The sequence below is a fragment of the Mesorhizobium sp. M1C.F.Ca.ET.210.01.1.1 genome, from assembly GCF_004791585.1.
GTDB lineage: Bacteria > Pseudomonadota > Alphaproteobacteria > Rhizobiales > Rhizobiaceae > Mesorhizobium.
Genome location: NZ_SRUU01000023.1, coordinates 1 through 19498 on the forward strand (window position 1 = coordinate 1; position 19498 = coordinate 19498).

At 60.3% G+C, this 19498-nt stretch carries 20 protein-coding genes; 16 read left to right on the plus strand and 4 right to left on the minus strand.

Translation table 11 applies throughout. From position 1 onward, the window contains the following. Nucleotides 1-352: 352 nt before the first annotated feature. The 7 genes from EN853_RS22955 to EN853_RS22985 all read left to right on the plus strand — a co-directional run bounded on the left by EN853_RS22955 (nucleotide 353) and on the right by EN853_RS22985 (nucleotide 6311). A complete protein-coding gene (locus EN853_RS22955; protein WP_127862293.1) occupies nucleotides 353-1657 on the plus strand; it encodes a site-specific integrase in 1305 nt (434 codons plus the stop codon). Between the two features lie 363 nt (nucleotides 1658-2020). Beyond that, a complete protein-coding gene (locus EN853_RS22960; protein WP_127862292.1) occupies nucleotides 2021-2269 on the plus strand; it encodes a hypothetical protein in 249 nt (82 codons plus the stop codon). Between the two features lie 102 nt (nucleotides 2270-2371). Then, on the plus strand, nucleotides 2372-2590 hold the full coding sequence (locus tag EN853_RS22965; protein ID WP_167524573.1) for a helix-turn-helix domain-containing protein: 219 nt from the start codon (nucleotides 2372-2374) through the stop codon (nucleotides 2588-2590). A 132-nt stretch (nucleotides 2591-2722) separates the two neighbouring features. Then, complete coding sequence (locus EN853_RS22970; RefSeq protein ID WP_127862290.1) at nucleotides 2723-3256, plus strand: hypothetical protein; 534 nt, start codon at nucleotides 2723-2725, stop codon at nucleotides 3254-3256. Beyond that, entirely contained in the window at nucleotides 3253-4224 is a 972-nt protein-coding gene (locus tag EN853_RS22975) for a toprim domain-containing protein (RefSeq protein WP_127862289.1), read from the plus strand. Before EN853_RS22970 ends, EN853_RS22975 begins: the two co-directional genes overlap by 4 nt. A gap of 2 nt (nucleotides 4225-4226) precedes the next feature. Further along, nucleotides 4227-5519 (plus strand): virulence-associated E family protein, encoded by a 1293-nt coding sequence (locus tag EN853_RS22980; RefSeq protein WP_127862288.1) that lies wholly within the window; start codon nucleotides 4227-4229, stop codon nucleotides 5517-5519. A 351-nt stretch (nucleotides 5520-5870) separates the two neighbouring features. After that, nucleotides 5871-6311 (plus strand): terminase small subunit, encoded by a 441-nt coding sequence (locus EN853_RS22985; RefSeq protein WP_127862287.1) that lies wholly within the window; start codon nucleotides 5871-5873, stop codon nucleotides 6309-6311. Between the two features lie 55 nt (nucleotides 6312-6366). On the opposite strand, the gene EN853_RS22990 is transcribed toward EN853_RS22985, so the two are convergent. Next, nucleotides 6367-7056 carry a gamma-glutamylcyclotransferase gene (locus EN853_RS22990; protein WP_245517155.1) on the minus strand — a complete coding sequence of 230 codons (690 nt, stop codon included), beginning with the start codon at nucleotides 7054-7056 and terminating at the stop codon, nucleotides 6367-6369. A gap of 357 nt (nucleotides 7057-7413) precedes the next feature. On the opposite strand from EN853_RS22990, the gene EN853_RS22995 reads away from it, so the two are divergent. The 3 genes from EN853_RS22995 to EN853_RS23005 all read left to right on the plus strand — a co-directional run bounded on the left by EN853_RS22995 (nucleotide 7414) and on the right by EN853_RS23005 (nucleotide 9016). After that, entirely contained in the window at nucleotides 7414-8181 is a 768-nt protein-coding gene (locus EN853_RS22995) for a recombinase family protein (RefSeq protein ID WP_127862285.1), read from the plus strand. 11 nt (nucleotides 8182-8192) lie between these two features. Beyond that, nucleotides 8193-8459: a hypothetical protein gene (locus tag EN853_RS23000; protein WP_127862284.1), complete on the plus strand. Its 267-nt coding sequence runs from the start codon at nucleotides 8193-8195 to the stop codon at nucleotides 8457-8459. Between the two features lie 203 nt (nucleotides 8460-8662). Continuing rightward, nucleotides 8663-9016 carry a hypothetical protein gene (locus EN853_RS23005; RefSeq protein ID WP_127862283.1) on the plus strand — a complete coding sequence of 118 codons (354 nt, stop codon included), beginning with the start codon at nucleotides 8663-8665 and terminating at the stop codon, nucleotides 9014-9016. Nucleotides 9017-9100: 84 nt separating this feature from the next. Here the strand turns inward: EN853_RS23005 and EN853_RS23010 are convergent, their stop codons facing one another. Next, the gene (locus tag EN853_RS23010) at nucleotides 9101-9739 is read right to left on the minus strand and encodes a DUF2726 domain-containing protein (protein ID WP_127862282.1); all 639 of its coding nucleotides are present in this window, start codon (nucleotides 9737-9739) and stop codon (nucleotides 9101-9103) included. 185 nt (nucleotides 9740-9924) lie between these two features. Between EN853_RS23010 and EN853_RS23015 the strand changes: the two genes are divergently transcribed. Further along, nucleotides 9925-10152 (plus strand): hypothetical protein, encoded by a 228-nt coding sequence (locus EN853_RS23015; protein WP_127862281.1) that lies wholly within the window; start codon nucleotides 9925-9927, stop codon nucleotides 10150-10152. Between the two features lie 185 nt (nucleotides 10153-10337). Next, the gene (locus EN853_RS23020; protein WP_127862280.1) at nucleotides 10338-11714 is read left to right on the plus strand and encodes an anti-phage deoxyguanosine triphosphatase; all 1377 of its coding nucleotides are present in this window, start codon (nucleotides 10338-10340) and stop codon (nucleotides 11712-11714) included. Between the two features lie 20 nt (nucleotides 11715-11734). On the opposite strand, the gene EN853_RS23025 is transcribed toward EN853_RS23020, so the two are convergent. Together EN853_RS23025 and EN853_RS23030 are read right to left on the minus strand one after the other, a co-directional pair. Continuing rightward, a complete protein-coding gene (locus tag EN853_RS23025; protein WP_127862279.1) occupies nucleotides 11735-12337 on the minus strand; it encodes a GTP cyclohydrolase II in 603 nt (200 codons plus the stop codon). Beyond that, nucleotides 12321-12752, minus strand: a complete 432-nt coding sequence (locus tag EN853_RS23030) for a DUF4231 domain-containing protein (RefSeq protein ID WP_210234805.1) — start codon at nucleotides 12750-12752, stop codon at nucleotides 12321-12323. Before EN853_RS23030 ends, EN853_RS23025 begins: the two co-directional genes overlap by 17 nt. Nucleotides 12753-12939: 187 nt before the next feature. On the opposite strand from EN853_RS23030, the gene EN853_RS23035 reads away from it, so the two are divergent. From EN853_RS23035 to EN853_RS23050, 4 genes are read left to right on the plus strand one after another with little or no spacing between them, the layout of a single operon-like run. Continuing rightward, complete coding sequence (locus EN853_RS23035; protein WP_245517156.1) at nucleotides 12940-14544, plus strand: class I SAM-dependent DNA methyltransferase; 1605 nt, start codon at nucleotides 12940-12942, stop codon at nucleotides 14542-14544. Beyond that, nucleotides 14534-15673 (plus strand): restriction endonuclease subunit S, encoded by a 1140-nt coding sequence (locus EN853_RS23040; protein WP_127862278.1) that lies wholly within the window; start codon nucleotides 14534-14536, stop codon nucleotides 15671-15673. The genes EN853_RS23035 and EN853_RS23040 overlap by 11 nt, the downstream gene beginning before the upstream one ends. Next, complete coding sequence (locus tag EN853_RS23045; protein WP_127862277.1) at nucleotides 15670-18714, plus strand: type I restriction endonuclease subunit R; 3045 nt, start codon at nucleotides 15670-15672, stop codon at nucleotides 18712-18714. Before EN853_RS23040 ends, EN853_RS23045 begins: the two co-directional genes overlap by 4 nt. Then, on the plus strand, nucleotides 18714-19448 hold the full coding sequence (locus EN853_RS23050) for a SprT family zinc-dependent metalloprotease (protein WP_127862276.1): 735 nt from the start codon (nucleotides 18714-18716) through the stop codon (nucleotides 19446-19448). Before EN853_RS23045 ends, EN853_RS23050 begins: the two co-directional genes overlap by 1 nt. The last annotated feature ends 50 nt before the right edge of the window (nucleotides 19449-19498 follow it).

The window sequence follows — 19498 nt, forward strand, 5'->3', positions numbered from 1 at the left end:
GCCATTCGCCGGACTGCCGCCAGCTTGAAGTCGCGGTTGAACCGCCGCCTAGGATCGTCCCTTCTCATCAGTCCTCCTAACGGAGAACTGTTACCCGTTTTCTGTCTCAAAATCGGGGTGCACTACACCATGTCTTAGGTACAAACTGTTACCGATGTCTCCGGGCCGGACAATAGTGAGCGTGGCGGAGAGGGAGACCGCCATACTTATGTGACAGCGGTTGACAGCTACCGCCACCTGCCCATGAAATCATGTGTTTTCCCAATGCCTTGCTCTATTTCAATCAGTCACGGGCTGACATATGCTGCCGCCTGATGACGCGCGCAAGGTGCAAGGAAAGGTGCAAGGAATTATGGCTCGTCCCAAACACAAGCTCGCCGATGCGACGGTGAAATCAGCCAAGCTCAAGCCCGGCCGCCATGGCGATGGAGCCGGCCTGTTCCTGCAGGTCGAGGAGGAAGGCGGAAGCCGCAGTTGGCTATTCATGTGGAAACGCGATAGCCGGCGCTCGGTCATCGGGCTGGGCGGTTACCCGGATACCTCGCTGGCGCTGGCACGAGAGAAAGCCGAGGCCTGCCGCAATGCCCTGGCAAAGGGCGAGGACCCCCGCCTCGCGTTGAGGAAGGAGCAGGCCGAGCCCACCTTCGGCGAGGCCGTCGGGGCCTTCCTCGACGAGGACCGCGAGGCATCATGGCGCAACGAAAAGCACCGCGCGCAATGGCGTATGACCTTGCTCGGTCCCGCCGAGCAAAAGGGAAAGCGCCGCCGAGCGCCCGACTATTGTCGGCATCTCAGGCCTATGAAGGTTTCAGAGATAGGCACGGAGGACGTGCTGGCCGTTCTGAAGCCGGTGTGGCGGGCGAAGCCGGAGACGGCGAGCCGGCTGCGCGGCAGGATCGAGCGGGTGCTGGCCTTCGCCAAGGGGCAGGGCTGGCGGTCGGGCGAAAACCCGGCGCAGTGGAAAAACCATCTCGATGCGCTCCTGCCCAAGCCGGAGAAGCTCAAGGCGCGCGGCCATCATCGGGCGCTGCCATTTCAAGGCCTGCCGGGCTTCTACGCTCGGCTTCGGCAGCGCAAGGCACCGTCGGCTCGGGCACTTGAATTTGCGATCCTGACAGCCGCCCGAAGCGGCGAGGTTCTTGGCACCCGTTGGAGCGAAATTGACCTCGCGGAAAAGGTTTGGAGCGTGCCGGCGTCCCGCATGAAAGCCGGCCGGGCGCACGAGGTGCCGCTTGTCCTACGCGCTATCGAGATCCTCACCGACATGGCCGAACTGCGGCGGCAGGACGACGAATACGTCTTCCCCGGCCAGAAACCCAAGCGGCCATTGTCGCAGAAGGCGGTCGACAATCTCCTTGAGCGTATGAAGGCGAAAGAGGCCACGACGGTCCACGGCTTCAGATCGAGCTTCCGCGACTGGGCCGGCGATGCCACCAACTTTCCGCGCGAACTGGCTGAAGCCGCGCTGGCGCATGTCGTCGGCGACAAGGCCGAGCAAGCCTACCGGCGCGGAACGGCACTGGAGCGCCGCCGCAAGCTGATGACCGCGTGGGCCGATTTCCTCGCCAGCGGCGATGCCAAGGGCAGAAGGACGGGCAAGCCTGCCAGTGCAGACGTGATCCCGCTTGCCGAGCGACGCAGGGCGAAGGCAAAATAGTCGCGCAGGGCTAGAGCGACGGCTCGAACGTCAGGCTTGCACCGCCTGAATGCCCTGCGCGCCCACTAAGGTGCCGCGCAAAGGTGCAGGCGCATGCCAGACAAACCTCATGACGAACGTGTGGTGAGCGCGCTGGAGACGGCTCTGGCGGAGCGGGCGGCCACCAAGAGGAACGGGCGCGACGCGACGCAGCGGCTACGTCGCCTCGCAGTCCTTCACAGGAGCTACAACCAACTCGCAGAAGAACGTCTCGCCCGTTTCATTGCACATGGTCGCTTTGATGAAGGGGCCAGCGCAGCGACCAGAAGATCGCGCCCTGTCAAATGCGGTAGAACTCCTGAAGGCACGCAGGGGAGTTTCGAGGTGCTCCGCACGGAGATCGCCTTGCTGGTCTTCTACGGGCTCAAACCCGGCCCGCATCCGCCGCTCGACGCTGCCGACGACGTCAGACGTGTGCTCACAGGGCGCGATCTGGCCGGGGCGGTTCGCGCAGCCGCCGAGTTCTACGGCATCTCCGAGAAGGTGGCGCGTGATTGCTTCAACGACTACCGCGACGAGTTGCTCAGTCACGCCGCTCACGGGCTTTACGAAAAAGGCGGCGACACGGGCTGATTTATCGTCAAATCTTTGATTTCCAATCAGGTTTGCCCTCTGCTGTCATGAGGTGACCGCTCCTTTCCGTGAGCGCCAACCATGAACGCAGGAGACCAACTCGTGACCGTCGTGTTGACCGACGCCGAGCTTGATCTCGTCGCTCTCCTTGCGAGGCGACGTGACGACCGCGAGGCCTATTCGATCAAGGAAGTCGCCGAAATGTTCGGCTTGAGCCAGCGGACGGTGTTGCGGCGCATCGCCGATGGCAGCCTTGCGGTGGTCCGGTCTGGCGGTCGCACGCTGGTCTTGAAACATCCGCCGCAAAACAAGGTAGCCTGACACCCGCCGGGCAGCTTGGCACTGCGTCGGCGGATCAGGTTGCATTTTCAGGCTGTGAGGACGGCCCGAAGGTTACCTTCCGATTGAAGCACAGGTCAACTGCCCGGCCTCCATCAAGAGGAGGACCGAGCCATGCGCGCACCGAAGGATCATCCCGCACAGTTCGATGAGTTGGACGCGATGGGTCAGCCTGATGCTGCGCCAGGGGTCATGCGGCGGAGGCTCTCGGCGGCGGCGACGAAGCCGGCCCATGCGGTCATCTGCGCCGGCTGCGGCGCGTCGTTTTCGCCGAACCGACCCGACCAGCGGTGTTGCTCGGCGACTTGCCGCAAGCGGCTCGAACGGCGCAAAAAGCGTGACAAGGTAGGTTCGCCCGCAGAAAGCGTGACAAGCGCCGCAGTCGCTCTCGGGGCCGGCGGAAATCGCGTTCGCACGCCGGCACGCCGGTTCCGGCCTTTGTCGAAAATTCCAGACGGATATCCGCCCGACGTCGCCGTCAGCGCCGGAGCCGACGGCCTGCCCGTCTTCTTCGATGTGCAGGGCGACCGGCTCTTCCGCATCTGGGGACCGAGCCGGCTGTCTGCCGTCGAATTGCGCGCCCTGAAGCTTGAAAGCACCGAACTCATTTTTCCGGGCGGTCGTCTCTATCGAAAGGTGCCGGCATGAATGCGGCCACTATTTGCTGGGCTAGCCGTGTAGGACGGCGTGCGACCGCCGATGAAATTGAAATTCGCGCCGCCTCCCTCACCAGCTATGCGCGTCAACTCGGTGGTGAGGTGGGCCGTGATGGTTCCATTGCCTGCCCTGGTCCCGGCCACAGTCGAAATGATCGCAGTCTGATTGTCCGGTTTAACAGTGACGGCGGGTTGCGGGTCCACTCGTTTGCCGATGACGATTGGGCGCTATGCAAGGATTACGTGCGTGCCCAACTCGGCCTGCCGGTTTTCGCGCCCGATGTCGACACGGTAGCACCGCCGCCGCGCTTTCAAGACCACACGAACGACAGGATCGAAGAGGCTAGCAGGAAGCAGAAGGCGGCGCGGCTGTGGAGGGAGGGGATCGACCCGTATGGCACGCTTGTGGAAACCTATCTCACCCGAAGGGGCCAGATTTTACCTTCCGTAGCCGGTTTTCGCACGATCCGCTTCCATCTGGCCTGCCCATGGCTGGACGAGGGCGACCTGATCCGCGTTCCTGCCATGCTCTGCCGGTTCTCGCCGAGCGAGAACGATCTCGATCCCGAAGCGCCGCCGAGCGCCATTCATCGCACACGTCTGAAGCCCGACGGCTCGGGCCACCTCGGCAAGAAGATGCTCGGCGCGGTCGCCGGCCAGGCGATGAAGCTGTCGCCGAATGATGAGGTCACGCCCGGGCTCGGGATCTGCGAGGGCATCGAGACAGGGCTCGCAATCTTGGCGGCGGGCCTCGGTCCCGTTTGGTCGCTCGGCTCGGCGGGAGCGGTGGCCAGCTTCCCCGTGCTCGCCGGTATCGAGACCCTGACGGTATTTGCCGATCATGATGGTCCCGGCCTCGCTGCTGCACAGCAATGCGCCGAGCGCTGGGTCACCGCCGGCAAGGAAGTCTTCATCCGCTGGCCGCGTGAGCTCGGCCACGACTATGCAGACGAGGCGTGACCATGAAGGGCGACGAAGACAATATTCTCCATCTGACGCCGCTCGTCGACGAGCCTGACGCCACAGCCAGGCACGTTGCCAATCCGCTCAACCTGCGCCGTGAATTGCATCGCAACGCCCTGACAAAGGGGCTGGTGCGATACAACGAGTTTTCGCAGGAAATCGAGCTTGCGCGGCCGATCCCGCGTCCGAACATGAAGATGCCGAAGAAGTTCGCGCCGCGCCCATGGAGCGACGCCGACGACACGGCACTGATCGAGCACTTCAATCATCGTGGCTTCCGTCGCGTTGGTCGCTCGCTGGTGCGTGACGTGGTCGAGCTTGAGGCTCGGTCCCATCCATACCATCCGGTGCGTGAGTATCTCGACGGCCTTATCTGGGATGGGTGTCCGCGCCTCTCGCGGTTCTTCCTCGATTATTGTGGTGCTGCCGTCGAGGGGGAAACCGAGGCCGACAGGGCAGCCGCCTTGCGCTATGTGGAGGCGGTGACGCGGTGCTTCTTCATCTCGGCAGTCGCACGTGTTTACAAGCCCGGCTGCAAGGCCGACGCCATGATCGTGCTCGAAGGCCGGCAGGGCACGCTGAAATCTCGGCTTTTGCGTGTGCTCGCTGTCCGGGACGAGTGGTTCTCCGACAGCTTGCCGCACGACCTCGAAAGCAAGGATGCCCGCGCACACCTCGCTGGTCGCTGGATTGTCGAAATGAGCGAGGTCGCGCAGGTTCGGCGCTCCGAGATCGAGACTGTCAAAGCCTTCCTGTCCTGCCCGATCGACCGCTACCGGCCAGCCTATGGCCGCACCGATGTCGCCGTTCCGAGACAGTGCGTCTTTGCCGGCAGCACGAATGCCGACACTTATTTGCAAGACCCGACCGGCAACCGGCGCTTCTGGCCGCTCCGGGTGGAGAAGATCGATCTCGAAGCAGTGGCGAAGATCGTCGATCAGCTGTGGGCGGAAGCCGTCGCCGCTTGGCGAGCCGGCGAACAGTGGTGGCTCGCGCAGGACATCGAGGCCATTGCGGCAGACCAGCAGGAAGACCGCGTTGTCACCGATCCTTGGCACGACAAGATCGCCGATTTCATCAACTCTCGGCTTAATGGCGTCTGGTTTACCACCGCCGACGTGCTCACCTACCTCGATATTGATCCGGCACGTCGCGACCGGGCTCACGAAATGCGCGTCGGAGCCGTGCTGCGCCGCCTAAAGTGCGAGCGCAAGAAACAGCGCCTTCCCGGCATCAAAAAGCCGCGCTGGGCCTATCGGCTGCCCCCGGATGACCGCGAGGAAAGCCGGTGAGGTCTTGTACCCACGTTCCCACCCTTTCCGTCCGCCAGAAGCCAGAAAAGCCGGTTTGAAAAAGATGTGATGAAGAAAAGCAGATTTTGAACGGTTCCCACCGTACCTACCTTCCTGCCGTCTTTCGCTGTCGAAGGCATTGGAAACAAAGGAAAGTCAATGAAGGTTTGTTCCTACAGTACCTACCGTTCCTACCTATAGAATAGAGGTGTCGTGGGTAGGAATTACGAACTCTTAGGAAACGCTGGGAACGAGAGGGAACGTGGGAACACGGGAAATCGGAGAGTGAGACCATTATGCGCCGATCACGTCCGGGTGGCATCGGGCCCTGCGTTGCGATACCCTTTGTTCATGCCAATCCTTCGAAACCAACGCCACGAACGGTTTGCGCAGGGCCTCGCCAAGGGCTTGAGCGGCAAGGCCGCTTATGTCGAGGCCGGCTATCGGTCGACCGGCAATGCCGCCGAAGTCGGGGCCGCGAAATTGGTCAGGAATGGTAAGATTGCGGCACGCATCGCCGAGTTGCAGGCGCGGCAGGTGCGGCGGCTCGACGTGACGGTCGAAAGTATCGTAGCCGAGTTGGAGGAAGCGCGCGGGGCGGCGGTGGCTCACAAACAGCTTGCAGCGGCGGTGGCGGCTTCCCTGGGCAAGGCGAAGCTGCTCGGGCTGGTGATCGACAAGGCCGAGGTCGAGCAGACGCTTCGCCGCCCGATGCGAGAACCTGGCGAGGTCAGGCAGATGAGCCTCGAGGAGTGGGTGCAGCGGTTTAAGCCGAAGACAGCCGCATCGTAACCCGGTGACAGTAAGCCACCCGCCGACTTGGACTTTGCCGCCGCCAGCGGCCTAGTCACAGATGTAACGAAGTAAGCCTGTCTGCGACAAGCGACTGCAAGCGCCACAAGTTGCGATCCCGAATGCCCAAGGTCTCCAATTGCGAGATTGTGTTGTAAAGGTACTCGGCGCACGATCCTCCGTGCCCACACGCCGTGGCCAAAATACTTGCCGTCTCATCCGGCGTAAGGCCTCCCATATAGTTGACCCCCTTTCGGTTGACGACGAAGGCAAGGGCTCGAACGAGCCCTTGGGCTGTCTGAACCTGCACCCAACGGGGAGTGTTGGTGAAGGGCTTGCTGGACGGCCTCACCGGCATTTCGCGTCGGACAAGTTTTCCGAGTTGGGTTTCAACCGTGTTCTCCGCCAGCCGTAGTGCCAACCCCCTGCATTGGCCTCCCCGGTCGAGCCCCATCATCAAGCCTGGCTGGTCGACAGTTCCGCGCCAATCTTGCAGGCGAATACAGAACGAACGGTGCCACCCCGGCACCACGCCCGCACGCTCCTCCACGTGCTCCACGGCCGGGTTCCAGAGAAGTGAGCCATAGGCGAAAATCCACACATCCCGTCCATCAGGACGCGTTGCCAACATTTCTCGAACGATGGCGTTCCACTCGGTTTCGGTATTGCGAACTATATCCGGGCCGGGACCGGTACTCTCAGTCGCGCGAATTGTGCGCGCGACCAAATCAGCTGTCAGCGCCATCTGGCGTCGCGCTCGCGGCATAGGCGCGCCCTCTCGAACCCCTGTGATGTCCCGCCTGCAGGCACCGCAATATTACGGCCGAAGCCTGCCCGTTACAAACAGGTGCTTAACATTAGCCGGTTTGCAAGCGGAAACGGCATTTCGGTCCGGTCTGTGCCTGGCAGGTGATGGTGGCATCCGCGTCACGGTAAGACACTCGCAAAGGGCGACGCTGGCCATTTGCTGGCGGTTCTGAAAACTCGGCCTGCACATTCCCACGACGGCATCTCGTCAGTTTGGTCGACGCTCTCGCATAGCCAATGCTTGTAAGTTTTGCATACGAGCGTATATTGTCCTTACAAATTGTGTGAACGCCTGATGAAACCCGCCATCTCCTATCTTCGCGTCTCGACCGACCGTCAGGGCAAGAGCGGTCTCGGCCTTGAGGCACAGCGGCAGGCCATCGCCCGTTTCATTGAAGCCGAAGGGTTCGAGCTAGTCGGCGAGTTCATCGAGGTCGAAACCGGCAAAGGCGCTGATGCACTCGCCAAGCGCCCACAGCTTGCCGCAGCGCTGGCGGCGGCCAAACGCAATGATTGCCCAGTAATCGTCGCCAAGTTGGACAGGTTGAGCCGTGACGTCCATTTCATCAGCGGCTTAATGGCGGATCGGGTGCCGTTCGTCGTTGCCGAATTGGGTATGGGCGTCGACAGCTTCATGCTGCACATCTATGCGGCGGTCGCCCAAAAGGAACGGGCGGTGATCAGCCAGCGCACGAGGGAAGCCCTGGCCGCAGCCAAAGAGCGTGGCGTCAAACTTGGCGGCCCGAAGCTCGTCGAAGCGCAGAAACGATCAGTTGAGGTTCGAATGGCACAGGCTGACGCCTTCGCGGCCAACATCCTTCCGATCATCCGCGACATCCAAGCGAGCGGGGTCAAATCGCGGCGGCAGGTGGCTGTAGCTCTCAATGCACGTGGCGTTGCGTCGGCGCGCGGCGGGACGTGGACAGCGGTTCAGGTCAAGGACATCATCGATCGCGAAGAGCGCTTGAAATCCGTTCCGCCCGGGCCCGACGCTGAGCCGCAGGATGGGACGACTAAAGGTGGCGAGCCAGTATCGCGTACACCGCTTGGGTCGCGTTGGTAGGGAGATAAGTCGTGGCACTGCAGCTCTGGATTAACGATACTGGCCACTTCTTTGTCGACACCAGATTGGGTGGTATTCAAGTGGGGCAAGCTTGGGTCGCAGACACAGGCAAATGGACGGTTGAGGTCAACGACGACTTCTTCTCCGCACGCGACCTCGACGACGCGAAGCGGCTATTTGTAGACCTGTATGATCCAGCAAGAGCAGTGATGAGCCCGTTCGCGGTGTCGCACGGCAACGATGACTTGGCGGCGTCCTTTTCAATCATCGATTTGTAGGCCAACCCGGCCCGGGCACCCCCCCCGGGGGGCTTTTCCGATGGCGGGGGAGGGGCGGTGCGAAGGGTCCCCCCCTCTCAGCGCGCAGTTCGTCTTTGATGGTCCACTGACTGCGTTGTCAGCAGACAGCGCCTGACCATCTCTACGCCCTCGCACAGTGCTGCTATGGTCCGACATGATCGGCAGCGAGGGAGGAACAATCCATGCCCGCGATCACCCGCCGTTCCCTTCTCGCGCTGACCGGCGCGGCTGTTGCCATCGACCCGGCCTCCGCTGACGTGAGGACATCGCTGAGGCTGCAGGCACTGATAGCGGCACATGAGGCGGCCTATGCCGAGTTTAATCGCGTCGTTCATCGAGCCGCGAGCAGCAGGGATGACCGCGAGCAGGCCGACAGGGTCGAGCAGGAGACGCTGCTGGCCGTCTGCTCCTTTCCTGTGATCAGCCGAACAGACCGCCGGACAAAGACGAAATATCTGCTCGCCGTCGAGGCTCGTGGCGAACTCGATCTGCCAGAGTACATTCAGGCCATCTTGCACTCGATGATGCAAAGCTGAATGGGGCTGAGGGAGAGAAGCGATAGAAGCGCTAAGGGCGAGCGCCGTTCGTGGGCATCGCGCCAAGCCGTATGCGACAGTTCGCTATTTCGCTGTAGCTGGCCTATCCACGAGTTTCTCGACCAATTGCCGAAGTTCCGACGGCGTCGTGTGGCCGCCGACAATCTCGTGGTAGCTGATGCCTGCCCGCCGTAGAGCCTCTTTTTTGACAGCGTCACGCGCTGCTGCTGTGCCTTGATGATGCGCGCGCCCCTGGTATTCGAGTGCATGTCGGGGTCGGCAGGTCTCGTCTACAAGGAGAAGGTCGACCCGCTTCGAATTGATGCAGCTGTACGCATTCGCATCGGTGCTACGCAGAATTTCTCCCAGCGATACCTGGGCCATGACTTGCCATGCCGGATTGCGGTCGAGCACCATCCGGTCAAGCTCCTTGAAGACCCGCACTTCGCTTTTGTTAAGGAGCGGTTGAATGCTGAACTGAGCGCCCATGACAATTCGCAACTGTTCTGCGGCGTCAATAGGCTTAGGGGCTGGCGCATCCTTTCGCGGTCCCCAAATTTCGGCGGACGCAACCACACGCTTCCGTTCCCAGCGCCAGCGGTTCCGTTCTTTCCATGCCTGCCGCTGCAACTTCGACAAAAACCGCTCCAAGGCCATGCCAGCCACAATCCCGAACAGCAGAACGGCGGCAATTTGCATCGGCTCAAGAAACTCGGGTGGCATTCAGAAAAGCTACCTCGCGGGGCGGGCGATCCTTCGCAATTTCAGGCGCAGCTTATATCAGCAAAGCGCTCAAGGGTCTGCAATCATTCGCTGCTTACTTGGACAAAGCCAAGTTGGAAGGGGTGTGGTACCAATGGGCCTGAACGGCTAAAATTGCTATCATCAACAAGCGGAGGGGAGCGTTAATGGCTGAGAAGGCAACAATCTGCCTGGATGTTGTGGATCATCATGTGGTCTATAAGGGCAAGAGGCATATTTTCCTTGGTAAGACCGGTCCGAAAGAGCGTTGGATCGATACGCACAGGCCGGATGTGACCTATCAATTCCATCTACGCACGCTTACTATTTCTGCCTCCGCTTCTTATCTCGGGGAGAAAGAGTTGTTGGGGTTCGTTGCTAAGAGCCTGGCCTAGGCTTTTTCCAGAACGGAATTTTGGCGGTTCTAATTCTCGATAACCTTATTGTCGCCTCAAGGGCTGGGCCGAAATCTCTTCTTCACTTGTTCCGTATTTTATGGATGGCGGCGCATTCGTACTAAGTTGCGCCGTACCAATGGAATGTTCCGTTGGTTCGATCTCAGTAGTCACCGGAGGGCGAAATGTTATCTGAGGATGATAAGAAAATATTGCCTGAGCTTACTTTTCGAGCCCCGTCATTCGAAGAGCCGAAAAACGACGCTGGTTTTGGTAAAGAAGCATTTGGGGCCGATACTCGAGACCCTTATCAGCGCGACTTGGGGCGGATCGTCCACTCTGCATCATTTCGTCGTCTCCAAACTAAGACCCAAGTGATGGGCACTGGGGAAGGTGATTTCCACCGAACCCGTCTGACGCATTCGCTGGAGGTGGGCCAAATCGGCCGTGGCATCGTCTGGAATTTGTTGGCGAGACGGGGCTTTGGTCACGCCGACACCCTACCCTCGACAGAACTGATCGAAGCGATTTGCTACGCTCACGACTTAGGACATCCGCCGTTCGGCCACGGCGGTGAGCGTGCCCTCTACAAGGCAATGTATAATTTTGGAGGGTTTGAAGGTAATGCACAGACCATCCGCATTCTCTCACGACTAGAGAAATACTACCGAGGGAACGGCATTGCGCCTACAAGGCGGCTCCTGCTGGGCGTTCTCAAATACCCGGTGGCGTTCGGGGAATATCCTGCCTACGACCTGAGGAAGCCGCCTAAATGCTTTTACGACAGCGATCTGGATTTGGTCGAAGGCGTGTTGGACGTTTTCTCCCTGGCAGACCGCGAGGAATTTCGGCGTTTGGGCTCCGGCAACAAGCCCATGCACAAGTCGCTGGACTGTTCGATCATGGAGTTGGCAGATGATATTGCATACGGGGTTCACGACTTAGAAGACGGTGTCGGCAGAGGAATTCTGCGCCGGGAGGAGATAGGGGAACCACTAGAGCGCGGGTTCCAGCAGGCTGGTGTCGGCAAAATTCGCGAAGTGACGATACCGGTCCTTCTGGATAAGCTTTTTTCATCCGACGCTTGTGAGCGAAAGCATGCTATTTCTCTCCTCGTCGGTTTCTTTGTCGTTGCTATAGATGTCGCTAGGAAGGATGTCTTTCAAAGCCAGTTCCTTGACCTCAATGCCCGGGTTGAACCAAACATCCGATACCTGCTGAACTACCTGTCGAAAGACATCACATTCAAATCTTTGGTCGGTCGGCGGGAGGTGCAAACGTTGGAATTCAAGGGCGAGAAGATAATCGCCGACCTGTTTGCGGCATTCGAGGAACGACCTGTTGAGCTAATGGGTCTCAAGGCGATTGATCCGTACGGCGAAGGCTTCGCCATGGATGTCGTTAACCGACGGAAGCTTTGGCGAGAGCTTCCACCCGCTGAGCGCGACATATTTGCAAGAGCCATCTCAGATTTCATTGCCGGGATGACCAATCCGTATGCCGAGAAGTATCACCGTAGGCTGTTTGATCCCGGATTTGGCAGCAGCACCGACGAACTCTGAGTTCTTTTTCGCTTGTCGAGCTACGCATCCGTTCCAAAACGCTTCATCATATGCCCCAATTTCTCCGCTTTAGAACGCAGGTATGGCTCGTTCGCAGGCGTCGGTTCACTCTCGTGGCGGACACGTTCGACTTGAATGCCCTGGGCCTCAAGGCCCGAGACTTTTCTGGGGTTGTTTGTCAGCAGTTTACACGTCGTCACGCCAAAGTATCGCAAGATGTATGCCGCTCGATCATATCCCCTCGGGTCCAGAGGCGACCCGAGCGCATTGTACGCCTCTGCCGTATCCAGTCCTTCCGTGGCCGTCAGGTTCATTCCTCGTATCTTGGTGAGAAGACCCGCTCCGCGTCCGTCACAGAGCATGTAAATGAACATACCTCCCTCTCGCTGGATTTGAGATAGCGCGTTCTCCAACTGCCAATGGCAATCGCAATCAGTGCTCTCGAAAATCTCTCCCGTGTAGCAGGCGCTTTGAACTCGCACGAGCGGCACCCTGCCGTCGAAGGGCGACACCATAACCAGCACGTTGTCTTGCTCGTTCGGGGACCACGAAAAGACATACAGGTCGAAAGTGCCGTATTTCGTGTTGAGCGGTGATTTCGCGATTTCAGGCTGTTCCGTCATAACCTAGCTTCTCGGGTTGAACGTCGGACTTCTTAGGCAAAATGGCTTCGGGTTCGGGTACCAATCCCTCCCACTGGTCATGCACCCAACGACCGACAGCGGTAACCTTTCTCGCCAGAAGCTTCTCGGGTGCCGGGTCACTCGCGAAATCACCGTCTTTGAAGTCGTAATCAGCTTTCAGCTGTTCCAACTCCCTCTGTGCACGCCTGTAGATGACCCAGAGCTTCTGGGGCCTGCGCAATTGCACCCAGCTTGTAAGCCCTGCTGCCGTAACCGACAGCAATGAAGGCAGCACCTTGCCCAACAGGAAGTTATCCGACAGGGTCACAAACAGAGGTGCCACCAGCGTGCAGGCGATTATCGCCGCAAAGCACAATTGAGCCTCGCTCTTGTTGTGGTCAGCCTTCTCGCGCATTCCCCTTCGCATGGACGAGTAATAGGCTGCTGCATCCGCAAATGCGTCCTCTGGGATCGTTTTGTCCTTCCTCCGCCACCCCATTACCTACTCCCTTTGCCCGGCTCGATGAGGTCCACGTCTATAGCTTCAAAGTTCGAAGCCGGAAACAGATCAGCGTCAAACCAAGGCACGATAATCTCGTGCCTTGTTAGCAAATGTGCCGGCGTGCTGGACTGCCGATATCGGTCTAGGTATTCAACTGCTTGCGCGCTGTCATCCTGGCGCGAGGTTTGCATTCTGCGTGGGGGCTATGGCGAAACTTTCTCAGCAGGAACTTGAGCGCCACCTTTGGGGCGCGGCCAACATTCTGCGCGGCACGGTCGATGCTGCCGACTACAAGCAGTACGTTTTCGGCCTGCTGTTCTATAAACGTCTGTGCGACGTTTGGGACGAAGAGTTTGAAACGCTATTTGCCGAAACCGGCGACCGAGAGGAAGCCGCCGATCCCGACGAGCACCGCTTCCATATCCCCAAGGAGCACCGCTGGGAGGCCGTGCGCCAGCAATCGACGCAGATCGGCCAGCGGCTCAACAATGCCCTGAACGCCATCGAAGACGCCAACATCCGGCTGCGAGGCGTGTTCGGCGATGTGGACTTCGCCAATCAGGATCGCTTTTCGGACGCCCTGCTCGAAAAGCTGCTCGCGCATTTCGAGAAGCACCGGCTGCGCAACGCCGATGTGCCCGCAGACATGCTGGGCGATGCCTACCTCTACCTTATCAAGATGTTCGCCGAAGGCGCGGGCAAGAAGGGCGGCGAGTTCTACACGCCGCGCCAGATCGTCCGGCTCATGGTCGAGATCGTCGAGCCTCGTCCCGGCATGTCGATCTACGATCCTACTTGCGGCTCTGGCGGCATGCTCTTGGAGGCGGTGCAGTATCTGAAGGACCGGGGCGAGGATGCCCGCACCCTGTCGCTCTACGGGCAGGAGAAGAACTTCGCCACGTGGGGCATCGCCGAGATCAATCTCTTCCTACACAATGTTGACGATGCTTTCATCGCCAAGGGCGACACGATCTTGTCCCCCAAACGGTATGACCCCAAGGCTCGCGAGTTCGTCGAGGGTATCGGGGCCTATGACAGGGTGCTGGCCAATCCGCCGTTTTCGGAAAAGGTATGGGGCTACGAGGTCTGGCAGAATGGCGATCCGTTTGGACGCGATGTATATGGCTGCCCGCCGAAGAGCTTTGGCGACTTGGCCTTTGTCCAGCACATGCTTGCCAGCCTGAAGGATGACGGGATTTTGGCGGTGGTAGTGCCGCATGGCGTGTTGTTCCGTGGCGGGGCCGAGGGGCGGATCAGGGAGGCCATGCTGGCCGCTGACGTGATCGAAGCGGTCGTGGGCCTTGCCCCAAATCTGTTCTATGGGGCGAGCATCCCTGCCGCCGTGCTGGTGTGCCGCAAGAAGAAGCCCACCGCACACCGGGGCAAGGTGATGATCGTCAACGGCGATGCTACCTTCCAGCCGGGCAAGGCGCAGAACTTCCTGACGGATGAGCATGTCAGCACGCTGGCCAATGCCGTCCATGCCTTTGCTGACATCGAGAGGCTGGCCCGGGTCGTTCCGGTCGATGAGATCGCGGCCAGCGGCTACAACCTCAACATCAGCCGCTATGTGCAGACAGGAGCGGAGGCGGAAGTCGTTAACGTCGCGGCGGAAGTCGCCAAGCTGCAAGACTTGATCGCCAAGCGTAACGAGGCCGAGGCTGTCATGTTCGGGCACCTCAAGAGGCTCGGTTATGTCGGGTGAGGTGCCAGAGGGGTGGACCATCGGTCCAATGGTCCAATTCTTCGAGCTTCAGCGCGGTCACGATCTGCCGGTGCAAAGCCGTGAAGCGGGTGGCGTCCCCGTCATTGCCTCAAATGGTATTGTCGGCTCGCATAGTCAGTCGTTCCTGTCGGGACCCGGCGTGGTTACGGGGCGCTCCGGCACAATCGGCAAGGTTAACTACATTGAGGGGCCTTATTGGCCCTTGAACACAACCCTATACGTCCGTGATTTCAAGGGATCAGAGCCAGAGTTCGTTTATCGGTTTTTGGAGCACTTTCCGCTCACGGAGTTCCAATCGGGGACCGGAGTGCCCACACTCAATCGGAATGACATCCATCCTATCGACGTGGCATTCCCTCCTCTGGACGAGCAGCGCCGGATCGCCGAGGTGCTGCGGTCTGCGGATGAGGCGATTGCGGCCAAGCAAGAGATGCTGTCAGCCATCAAGCGGTTCAAAAGGTCTTGCCGAGAAGCAGCGGTCCAGCGGTTTCATGATTGTGAGGCGACTACGTTGCAGGCGGTGCTGACCTCGATTGACGCAGGCTGGAGCCCGGATTGTGACAGCGAGCCGGCACGTGACGGCGAGTGGTCGATCCTAAAGACCAGCGCTGTTGTTTGGGAAGGTTATGACGATGACGAAAACAAGCGGCTTCCTGCGCATCTCGAACCGCGCCCGCACCTTGAAGTGACCGCAGGCGACATTCTAATCACGCGAGCTGGTCCCGCAGAGCGCACAGGCGTCGTTGCGATTGTGCGAGAAACCGCTGGGCGGCGTATGTTGTCCGACAAGATCATCAGGCTGCGCGTGTCACTGGACAAAGCTGTTCCGCTCGCTATCGCTGAATTGTTGGCCAGTGACGAGGTGCAGGACGAGTTGATCCGCTCCAAGTCCGGCATGGCCGCGTCGCAAACCAACATTTCGCAGAAGATCGTGCTTGGGCTAGCGATGCGCCTACCGCCGTTGGCTGACCAGAGCGATTTCGCCGATGAAATGGCGGCGCTGCAAGACGCCATTGACATCAATGAGGCAGACCTTCTAGCCACCCGGCGGCTGAAGGCCACCCTAATGTCCGACCTTCTCTCCGGTCGAATGCGGGTGCCGGCATGAGCGAATACCGCCTTGCCGAGAAAGCTGCGCTTGACGTGCTTGCAGCCTTTGGCTGGCAGACGCTGTCGCCGGAGGCAGCCTTGACCATGCGTGAGGAGGGAAACCGCGTCATCCTCAAGCCCGTGCTGGTGGAGGCGCTGCGCGCGTTGAACGGCATCGGCGCGGAAGATGCCGAGGCAATCTACAACGACCTGGCCACGCTGTCTGACAACGAGGAATGGCAGCGCAAACTGCGCGGCGGCTATTCACGTCGCCTGACCGGCGAGAACCGGGACCGGCCCATACCGTTGATCGACTTCAAGCAGCCGGGCCGCAACAGCTTCTACGTCACGCGCCAGTTCCGCGTGGCCGCCCAACGCCCGCGCGTGCCCGACATCGTGCTGTTCGTGAACGGCATTCCCCTGGTGGTGATTGAAGCCAAGTCGCCACTCAAGGCCACGGCCAAGGCTGAGGAAGCCTTCGAGCAGGTCAAGCAATATGAGCGGGACATTCCCCGGCTGTTCTATCCCAACGCCTTCAACCTCGTCACCGATGGCATGACAACGCTCTATGGGGCGACCGGCGCATCCTCGCAGTTCTACGCGCCTTGGCCCGATGCATGGCCTCGCCACCGTGACGAGTTTTCAGACGATCTCGCCAAGGATTTATGGTGCCTATGCGAACCGTCCCGCCTGCTTGACCTGCTTGCGCACTTCATAGTGTTCGAGATTGACCCGGAAACAGGCCGGAAGATCAAGAAGGTCTGTCGCTATCAACAGTTCCGCGCGGTCAACAAAGCGGTCGAGCGCGTTGCGGAGGGGAAGCATCGCAAGGGGCTGATCTGGCACACACAAGGCTCGGGCAAGAGCCTGACCATGGTGTTCCTCGCCCTGAAGCTCAAGACCCATTTGACGCTCGACGCGCCGACGCTCGCGAACCCGAACATCCTCGTGCTGACCGACCGGATCGATCTCGACGACCAGATCAGCAAGACGTTCGTTGCCTGCGGTTTGCCCAACCCGACGCAGTGCGGATCAGTGGCGGCGCTGCGCGAGGCGGTCAACCGGAGTGGTAACGGGCAAATCCTGCTCTCCACCATCTTCAAGTTCGCAGGATCGAAAGACCCGATCCCCAACTCGGCCAACTGGATCGTGCTCGTGGACGAGTGCCATCGCACGCAGGAAAAGGACCTGGGCGCTTATCTGCAGGCGACGCTGCCTGATGCGCACTTCTATGGCTTCACCGGCACACCCATCAAATCAACCGACAAGGACACTTACGCCCGGTTCAGCATCGCGGGCGAAGGTTATCTCGACAAATACGGGATTGATGATGCGGTGCGCGACGGCGCGACAGTGCCGATCCTCTATGAAGGCCGCAAAGCCGATTGGGCGATCAACGAGGCCGAGATCGACATCCTGTTCGACCGCTGGTTCGTGGACCTGCCGGACGACAAGCGCGAGGAACTGAAGCGCAAGGGTCTGACGGTCGCCACACTGGCCAAGCATCCGGATCGCGTCCGGCTGATCGCGATGGACATCTGGGAACACTTCAAAAATGTTTGCCAGCCGGACGGCTTCAAGGCTCAGATCGTCGTCGTGGATCGCGAGGCAGTAATTCTCTACCGCGCCGCGCTCTCGGCCGTGATTGCCGCCGATCTGGAGCGTGGCGGCATGGAGGCGGAAATGGCGAAGGCCAAGGCCGACGCCATGATCGCGTGCGTCTATTCCAAGAGCCAAGAAGACAACAAGCCGAGCGAGAACTCGGAGGTCGCAGCGCTGCGCGCAGAACTGGAGGCGCACTACCTCGACGACGCCGCCGAAAAGGACGTGAAGAAGCGGTTCAAGGCGTTCGGACAGCCACCGAGCTTCCTGATCGTCTGCGACAAGCTGCTGACAGGCTTCGACGCGCCCATCGAGCACGTCATGTATCTGGACAAGCCGCTGAGGGAGCATAACCTCCTCCAAGCCATCGCCCGGACCAACCGAACCTGCGCGATCAAGCTGCCGAACGGGGGCGAGATCGAGAAGCCCAACGGGCGCATCGTCGACTACATCGGCGTCACCGCCCATCTCGACGAGGCGTTACAATCTTATCGCTCCGAGGATGTCGAAAACGCGATGCGTGACATCGCAGTATTGCGCAATGATCTCAAGGAAGCCCACGCCCGCTACCGCGCGCAGAAGCGCGCCATGGGGCTGGAGGGCATGAATGAGAAGGCCGCCGCCTATGCCGCTGCCAAGTGGGCAGCCAGGGGACAGGAGGACGACTGGTTCGACCTCCAACGTCTGACCCGGACTTTCATCAAGGTCTATGGCGACTTGTCACCGGACCGGGCCATCCTTGAGTTCACCGCCGAAGTCAAATGGGCTTCCGCTTTCTTGCGGTTGGCAACGCAGGCGATCAGCAAGGACGAGAGCCTCGACCACCGGAGCTATTCGGGCAAGATCAGGGAGATGCTGGAGCAGCATGTCCATGTCACCGGCCTTTCGACGACGATCCGCCTGCGCAACATCACCGATCCGAATTTCGCCGACGACTTCGCCACCGAGGGCAAGGCCGAACCAGAATTGCAGGAGGCGTTCGTGCGCAAGTCCGCCGAGCTTCGCCGCGTCACCCGCGAGTTGGTGGACAAGAACCCGGCGCAGTATGGCCGGTTTTCGGAACGGGTGCTGGAAATCATCCGCCGGTTCGAGGAAGGCCAGCTTGCCGCCGCCGATGGCCTGCGGGAGTTCGAGGGCCTGACCGGCGACATCGAGGCAGAGCAGGGCGCGCACGCCGAGCTTGGCATGGACGAGAACGCCTTCTCGATCCTGCGCATCATCGAAACCATCGTGCCCGACACCGACCATGCCACCTTGCAGGACGCGGCCATCGCCATCGGCGCGGTCTATGCCGAGGCCGCTGCGATCCAGCCCGCCTTCGCGCACATGGAGGCCTACCTGCGTTCCTTGCGCCAACAAGTCCGGCGCATCCTGACCGAGCGCGGCATCGGCGAGACCAAGGTGATCCGCGAGAAGGTCGAGGAGTTCGCCACCCATGCCTATGCGGGCGCTGCCTGATGCCGACGCTCCAGATAGGCCGAAAGCAAATCTCCTACGAGCTTCGCCGCTCGGCTGCGGCATCGGAACGCCGCATCACCATTACGCCGGGCCATGTCGAGGTGCTGGCGCTCACCAGCGACGACGACCACGACATCGCAGGCTTCTTGGAGCGCAAGCGGCAGTGGGTCTTCAACACCGTTCGCGAGATGGAGCGGATCACCTCCGACCGGCATGCCGTGCCTCGCTTCATGACCGGCTCGAAGATACTCTATCGGGGCCGCCGCATGAGCCTCACGGTGCGACGCACCGATGGCGACCGGATCGATTTGATTTTCCGCAACGGCTTCATCGTCGATCTTCCCACATGGGCAGGCAGCGACACCGACCAACTCGTCGCCCGCGAACTCAAGCTGTGGCTCAAACGACGCGTTCGGCGTGACGTGAAGGAGATCGCCGCAGGCTATAGGGTCCGGTTCGGACTTTCGCCTCGCTCGATCCGTGCCGCCGAGTTCGCCAATGGCTGGGGATCATGCGGTGCTGAGGGTAACGTCCTCATCAACTGGCATCTCGTTTTCGCTCCGAAAAAGGTTCTGGAATACGTCATCGCTCACGAACTTGCCCATCTCCGACACCGTTCGCATGGGCCGGCGTTCTGGAATTTCCTGCGGACAGTCGTGCCTGACTTCGAGACCTCCAAGGCGTGGCTGGAAGCCAATCAGGGAAGTCTGAGTGCGGAATTTCTTGACGGCTGATGGTGGCTCGACAGATGCAGAGCCAGAGCGGTGGGCAAACGGCGTCGATG